This window comes from Rhizobacter sp. (genome assembly GCF_035702065.1).
In the GTDB taxonomy this organism is placed as follows: domain Bacteria; phylum Pseudomonadota; class Gammaproteobacteria; order Burkholderiales; family Burkholderiaceae_C; genus Rhizobacter.
This window is the reverse complement of the sequence record NZ_DASSRA010000493.1, coordinates 1-6631: the sequence shown is the minus strand read 5'-3', so window position 1 is coordinate 6631 and position 6631 is coordinate 1. Positions and strand designations below refer to the sequence as shown.

The window sequence follows — 6631 nt, the reverse complement described above, 5'->3', positions numbered from 1 at the left end:
CGGTGCCTATTGCGCCCACGCATGGGCAGGTCGCCTGTCTCTCGCTGAGTGGCCGCCTGCTGGTGTTCAAGCTCGACGAGCTCAAGCTACAGCCCAAGGGCGGACGCGGCCTCACGCTGATGGAAGTGGACGCCAAGGATCCGCTGGTCTCGGCCACCACCTGCGCCAATGCGATCAAGGTGCTGGGCCTCGGCCGTGGTGGCAAGCCGAAAGAAGAAGACATCAAGGGCGCCGCGCTGGCGGTGTACGCGGGCAAGCGGGCGCGCAAGGGCAAGGTGCTGGATGCCGGCATGAAACCTCAGCGGGTGCTGGCGCTGGGGTAGCGGTGTTGGCGACTCGCACGCCACCACCCGTTCGGGCTGAGGTATCGAAGCCTGGCACGGCCTGCGCGGGCCTTCGATACCTCAGGCTGAGCGGACGGTGATGTTCGAGCAGGAGACAACGCTGTGACTGAGTCTTCCGTCGGCGCATCACCCCGGCCCGAGTCACCCTGGGCGCCCCTGCGCCAGCCCGTGTTCCGCATGCTGTGGGCCTGCTGGCTCACCGCCAACATCTGCATGTGGATGAACGACGTGGCGGCCGCGTGGATGATGACCTCGCTCACCACCTCGCCGGTGCTGGTGGCGCTGGTGCAGTCGGCCTCCACGTTGCCGGTGTTCTTTCTGGGCATGCCCAGCGGTGCACTGGCTGACATCCTCGACCGCCGCAAGTACTTCATCTTCACGCAGTTCTGGGTGGCCACGGTGGGCGTGCTGATGTGCGTGGTGACGTTGAGCGGCCAGATGGTGGCGCCCTTGCTCCTGCTGCTCACCTTCGCAAACGGCATCGGCCTCGCGATGCGCTGGCCGGTGTTCTCGGCGGTGATCCCCGAGCTGATCCCCAGGGCGCAATTGCCGGCTGCGCTGGCGCTGAACGGCATCGCGATGAACACCTCGCGCATCTTCGGCCCCATCCTGGCCGGCGCGCTGATCGCGGGCTTGGGCAGCGCCTACGTGTTTGCGCTCAACGCCGTGCTGTCGGTCATCTGCGGTTTCGTGATCATGCGCTGGCGCACCGAGCCCAAGGTCAGCGCCTTGCCGGCCGAGCGCTTCTTTGGGGCCATCCGCGTGGGCGTGCGCTATGTGCGCGAGTCCGCGGCCATGCGGGCCATCCTGCTGCGCATCACCGCCTTCTTCCTTCAGGCGATTGCGCTCACCTCGCTGCTGCCGCTGGTGGCCAAGCACATGCACGGCGGCGGGGCCGGTACCTTCACGCTGCTGCTGGTGTCGATGGGCAGCGGGGCGGTGGTGGCGGCGCTGGGCATGTCGCGCATCCGCCGGCTGATGGAAGGCGATGCGCTGCTGCGCAACGGGGCCATCCTGCAAGCCATCTCCATGCTGGCGGTGGCCTTCGCGCCCAACGTGTACGTGGCCGCGCCGGCCATGATGCTCAACGGCATGGCCATCATCTCGGTGGCCAACTCGCTGGCGGTGTCGGCCCAGATGGCACTGCCCAACTGGGTGCGTGCGCGCGGCATGTCGATCTACCAGATGGCGCTGATGGGCGGGGGCGGCATCGGCGCGGCCGTGTGGGGCCAGGTGGCCACCTTCACCGACGTGCAGACCAGCCTCGTCATCGCGGCGGTGGGCGGCGTGGTGCTCGTGCTCGCAGTGTGCCGCTTCAGCCCGCGCCGCGACTCCGAGCACGAAGACCTCACGCCCTCGCAGGCCTGGAAGGCACCGGTTACGCCCGAGGCCATCGAGGGCCACCAGGGGCCGATCCTGACCACCATCGAGTACTTCATCGACCCCGCACGCGCCGAGGAATTCCAGGCCGTGATGCGCGAGACCCGCAGCAGCCGGCTGCGCCAGGGCGCGCTGTCGTGCGAGGTGTTCCGCGACGTGTCGGTGCCGGGGCGCTACCTGGAGCAGATGCTCGACGAGTCGTGGGTTGAGCACCTGCGGCGCTTCGACCGCGTCACCGAGTACGACGTGGCCTTGCGCAGCCGCCGCCTGGCACTGCACATCGGGGCGGAGCCACCGAAGATCTCGCGGTCCATCGCCGAGGCGATGGGCTGACGCGCTTCAGCGCTTGCGCGCCTGCACCGAATGGCGCGTGGGCGCCGCCGAGCGCTTGCGCGGGGCGGTGGCCTTGCGCGGGGCTTCGACCGGCTTGGCCGCCAGCGGCTCGATGCCTACGTTGGCAGCGGGTTCGGCCTTGGGCACGACCCAGCCCGGGTCCGTCCAGCTCGGCACGATCGGGAAGGCCGGCAGCAGCATGCTCCACCACGAGTGCGAAGCGGCGAGCGCTGCCTCCCAGCTGCGCGCCTGCAGGGCGATCACCTGTTCGGCGCTCCAGGGCGAGCGCCACAGCTTGGGATCATCGATCGCGGGCGGATCCCCGGGTGCCGGTGCCCACAGCGAGTTCCAGTGCCACATCATGGTCGCGCTCCTTGATGGCCAAACTGCGATGAGCTTACTGCGCCGGCCGCGCGAATACCAGAATGACCGGGACGGCCGGTCAGCGCCGGCGCATCACCCACCAGCCGGTGGCCGCGAGCACGACGAACAGCGTCAGGCTGTAGAAGTCGTAGGGGATGCCCCACATCGACACCGCCGCGTCGGCGCAGCTCGCGCGGGGCAGGAAGACGTCGGGCCAGAGGCTGTCGAGCTTGAGCGCCATCACGATGTTGTCGGCCACCGTCATCGCGCACGACGACGAGGCGGCCGCCTTGAAGTGCTGCCACAGGGCCGCAGCCACGCCGCTCAGCGAGAGCAGCAGTACCAGACCACCGGCGATGCGCGTGGACATGAAGCCGACCAGGCACACCAGCGCAATCACCAGGAAGATCAGCCGCTGCAGGATGCACCAGGGGCAAGGTTCCATGCCGTAGACGTGCTGCGACACCAGCGCCGCACCGACGGCGGCCACGCTCAACAGGGCCGCGGCGGCGAGCAGCAGCCCGGGCCGCTTGAGGAGGGCCGCCGTCATTGGACTTCGGCGATCAATTCGATCTCGACGCAGGCGCCGAGCGGGATCTGCGCCACGCCGAAGGCGCTGCGGGCGTGCGCGCCCTTAGGCCCAAACACCTCGCCGATCAGTTCGGAGCAGCCGTTGGTCACCAGGTGCTGCTCGGTGAAGTCGGGCGTGCTGTTGACAAGGCTCATCACCTTGACGATGCGTTCCACCTTGTTCAGGTCGCCCACCGCCGCGTGCAGCGTGCCCAGCAGGTCGATGGCCACGGCGCGCGCGGCCTGCTTGCCGGTGGCGGTGTCGGTGTCGCGGCCGAGTTGTCCGACCCAGGGCTTGCCATCGCGTTTGGCGATGTGGCCCGAGAGGAAGACCAGCTTGCCGGTGCGCACGAAGGGCACGTAGGCGGCGGCCGGGATGGCCACGGGCGGCAGTTCGATGCCGAGAGATTTCAAACGTTCGTAGACAGACATCACAGGCACCGGTCGAGCAGAGAGGCGCAAATCCTACACTGCGCGAATGGGGAGAAAAGACCAAGGTTGGCACTTGGCTGGCATGGGTTTGGCTTGGCTGCTCGGGGTGGCGCTGCAACTGCAGGAGCGCAACCTCATGCCGCTGTGGGCCTACTGGCTGTGTCTGGCGGGTGGACTCGCGTGCGGCGTGGGCGCATGGCGCTGGCAGCGGCTGTGGGTGCTGTCGCTCGTCGCGGCGACGGCACTCGGCGTCGGGGCAGCAGGCTGGCGCGCGAGCGAGAGGCTGGCCGAGGCCTTGCCGCCCACGCTGGAAGGGCCGGACATCCAGGTGGTGGGCGTGGTCGCGAGCCTGCCGCAATCGTCGCCTTCGGGCATCCGATTTCGGTTCGACATCGAAGAGGCCCACCTGCAAGGCGAGGCGGTGACGCTGCCGCCGCACGTGGCGCTCGGCTGGTACGCCGGCTGGCACGAAGACGCCGCGCTCAGCGGGCCGCAGCAAAGCCTGCGCGCGGGCCAGCGCTGGCGATTCACGGTCAGGTTGCGCCAGCCGCACGGCAACCTGAACCCCGATGGGTTCGATTACGAGCTGACCCTCTTCGAGCAAGGGCTGCGGGCCACGGGCTATGTGCGAGACCCGGCGGCTGCCCAGCTGCTGGACCCCTCGGCCGGCCATGCCATCGACCGCCTGCGCCAGCGCGTGCGCGACGACATCTACGCCACGGTGAACGAGCCGCGCGCGGCCGGCGTGCTGGCCGCGCTGGCCGTGGGCGACCAGTCGGCCATCGAGCGCGATGACTGGCAACTCTTTCGCAACACCGGCGTGGCCCACCTGATGAGCATCAGCGGCCTGCACGTGACCATGTTCGCCTGGCTTGCCGGTTGGGTGGTGGTGGCGGCCTGGCGGCGCAGCGCACGCGCCATGCTGTGGCTGCCGGCGCATGCGGCCGGGCGCTGGGGCGGGCTGATGGCCGCGGCGGGCTACGCGCTCTTCTCCGGCTGGGGCGTGCCGGCACAGCGCACGGTGTGGATGCTGGCCGCGGTGACGCTGCTGCAACTCGCCGGCAGGCGCTGGCCCTGGCCGCTGGTGCTGCTGGCCGCCGCCGTCACGGTGAGTGCGCTCGACCCGTGGGCGCTGCTGCAGCCCGGGTTCTGGCTGTCGTTCGTGGCGGTGGGCTTGCTGATGGCCTCGGAGCCGGCGCGGCACGCCGAGCAAACCACCACGCCATCGGGGTGGTGGCGCCGCATCGCAGTGGCCGTTCGCGGCGGGCTGCGCACGCAGGTGATCGCCACCGTGGGGCTGACGCCGCTGACGCTGGTGTTCTTCCAGCAGGTGTCGCTGGTGGGCTTTGGGGCCAACCTGGTGGCGATCCCGCTGGTCACGCTGGTGCTCACGCCGCTGGCCCTGCTGGGTGTGCTGTTCTCGCCACTGTGGAAGCTGGGCGCGGCGGTCGAGGAGGTGCTTGCTCATGGCCTGGTGCTGCTGGATCAACTGCCCGGCGCGGTGTGGCTCGCGCCCGTGGCGCCGTGGTGGGCGCAGGCGGCCGGCTTGTGCGCGGCGGCGCTGGCGGTGCTGCCACTGCCGTGGCGCTTGCGCCTGCTGTCGGTGCCGCTGGTGCTGCCTCTGCTGCTGCCGGTGCGTGACCTGCCGGCCGAAGGCCGCTTCGAGTTGCTCGCAGCCGACGTGGGGCAGGGCACGGCGGTGCTGGTACGCACGCACAGCCACCTGCTGGTCTACGACGCCGGGCCGCAGTACTCGCGTGACAGTGATGCCGGCCAGCGCGTGCTGCTGCCCCTGCTGCGCGCCCGTGGCGAGACGCGCATCGACAAGCTCGTGCTGAGCCACCGCGACCTCGACCACGTGGGCGGCGCCGCCGTGCTGCTGAAGAACCTGCCGGTCGGAGAGTTGCTGAGTTCGCTGGAGACAGGCCACCCGCTGCGAACCCAGCACCCCGCCCCTGTGCGCTGCGAGGCCGGCCAGTCCTGGCAATGGGACGGCGTGCGCTTCGAGGTGCTGCACCCGCAGCCGGGCGACTACGAGCGCACGCTCAAGTCCAACGCCATGTCGTGCGTGCTGAAGGTGAGCGGCGCACAGCGCACGGCCTTGCTCACCGGCGACATCGAGCGCCAGCAGGAGGCCGACCTGCTGGGCACCCAGCGCGACGCCTTGCGTGCCGATCTGCTGCTGGTGCCGCACCACGGCAGTCGCACCTCGTCGACCAGCGCCTTCGTCGATGCCGTGCAGCCGCAGATCGCGCTCATCCAGGCCGGCTACAAGAACCGCTTCGGCCACCCGGTGCCCGAGGTGCTGGCCCGGCTCCGAGGGCACGGCGCGGCTGTCCACACCAGCCCGGCCTGCGGCGCCTGGGTCTGGCCTGCCGAGGGCGAGGCCATGCAGGGCCTGTGCGAGCGAGACATCTCCCGGCGCTATTGGCACCATCAGGTGGCCAACGAATAACCGGCCGTGCCGCCCCTCGGTGGTGCGCAATTGGCCTGGAATTTGCTAATCTGCCCTGAAGGAGACTTGCAGATGAAGGTGCCATTGAAGAACAGCTTCGACGAGATGCAGGCCACCAGCACCAGCGTGCGTGACCATTACCGTGTCTATGACCGTTGGCTCTCGCAGCAGCCGCGCGATGTGATGCACTCCCGCCGCGAAGAGGCGGAGATGATCTTCCGCCGCGTCGGCATCACCTTCGCCGTCTACGGCGCCAAGGACGAAGACGGCTCGGGCACCGAGCGCCTGATCCCCTTCGACCTGATCCCGCGCGTGATCCCCGCGTCGGAATGGAGCGAGATGGAGAAGGGCCTCACGCAGCGCGTGACGGCGCTCAACCGCTTCATCCACGACGTGTACCACGAGCAGGAGATCATCCGCGCGGGCATCGTGCCGGCCGACCAGATCTTCAAGAACGCGCAGTTCCGCCCCGAGATGATGGGCGTCGACGTGCCCGGCGGCGTGTACTCGCACATCAGCGGCATCGACATCGTGCGCGCCGCCAACCCCGATGGCAGCGGCAGCTACTACGTGCTCGAAGACAACCTGCGCGTGCCCAGCGGCGTGAGCTACATGCTCGAGAACCGCAAGATGATGATGCGGCTCTTCCCCGAGCTCTTCAGCCAGCACCGCGTCGCGCCGGTCGCGCATTACCCCGACCTGCTGCTGGAAACGCTGCGCGGCGTGGCGCCCGCTTCGGTCAACGACCCGACGG

Annotated in this window: 6 protein-coding genes and 1 pseudogene; 4 read left to right on the top strand and 3 right to left on the bottom strand. The window is 69.4% G+C overall.

The window, feature by feature from the left end:
• Nucleotides 1–323: pseudogene (locus tag VFL64_RS22065) on the top strand (DNA topoisomerase IV subunit A); the annotation flags it as partial.
• Nucleotides 324–446: 123 nt separating this feature from the next.
• Nucleotides 447–2057 (top strand): MFS transporter, encoded by a 1611-nt coding sequence (locus VFL64_RS22060; RefSeq protein ID WP_489542541.1) that lies wholly within the window; start codon nucleotides 447–449, stop codon nucleotides 2055–2057.
• Nucleotides 2058–2063: 6 nt separating this feature from the next.
• Here the strand turns inward: VFL64_RS22060 and VFL64_RS22055 are convergent, their stop codons facing one another.
• The 3 genes from VFL64_RS22055 to VFL64_RS22045 all read right to left on the bottom strand — a co-directional run bounded on the left by VFL64_RS22055 (nucleotide 2064) and on the right by VFL64_RS22045 (nucleotide 3422).
• Nucleotides 2064–2420: a hypothetical protein gene (locus VFL64_RS22055; RefSeq protein WP_489542540.1), complete on the bottom strand. Its 357-nt coding sequence runs from the start codon at nucleotides 2418–2420 to the stop codon at nucleotides 2064–2066.
• 79 nt (nucleotides 2421–2499) lie between these two features.
• Entirely contained in the window at nucleotides 2500–2970 is a 471-nt protein-coding gene (locus VFL64_RS22050) for a disulfide bond formation protein B (RefSeq protein ID WP_489542539.1), read from the bottom strand.
• On the bottom strand, nucleotides 2967–3422 hold the full coding sequence (locus VFL64_RS22045) for a RidA family protein (RefSeq protein ID WP_489542538.1): 456 nt from the start codon (nucleotides 3420–3422) through the stop codon (nucleotides 2967–2969). Before VFL64_RS22045 ends, VFL64_RS22050 begins: the two co-directional genes overlap by 4 nt.
• Nucleotides 3423–3504: 82 nt before the next feature.
• Between VFL64_RS22045 and VFL64_RS22040 the strand changes: the two genes are divergently transcribed.
• Nucleotides 3505–5877, top strand: coding sequence for a DNA internalization-related competence protein ComEC/Rec2 (locus VFL64_RS22040; RefSeq protein WP_489542537.1), 2373 nt, complete (start codon nucleotides 3505–3507; stop codon nucleotides 5875–5877).
• Nucleotides 5878–5949: 72 nt separating this feature from the next.
• A partial coding sequence (locus VFL64_RS22035) for a circularly permuted type 2 ATP-grasp protein (RefSeq protein ID WP_489542536.1) occupies nucleotides 5950–6631 on the top strand: 682 nt, incomplete at its 3' end.

Coding starts and splice junctions, on each gene's coding strand:
- VFL64_RS22045 (WP_489542538.1), bottom strand. CDS start 3,422: ATGTCTGTCTACGAACGTTTGAAATCTCTCGGCATCGAACTGCCGCCC.
- VFL64_RS22055 (WP_489542540.1), bottom strand. CDS start 2,420: ATGATGTGGCACTGGAACTCGCTGTGGGCACCGGCACCCGGGGATCCG.
- VFL64_RS22040 (WP_489542537.1), top strand. CDS start 3,505: ATGGGTTTGGCTTGGCTGCTCGGGGTGGCGCTGCAACTGCAGGAGCGC.
- VFL64_RS22050 (WP_489542539.1), bottom strand. CDS start 2,970: ATGACGGCGGCCCTCCTCAAGCGGCCCGGGCTGCTGCTCGCCGCCGCG.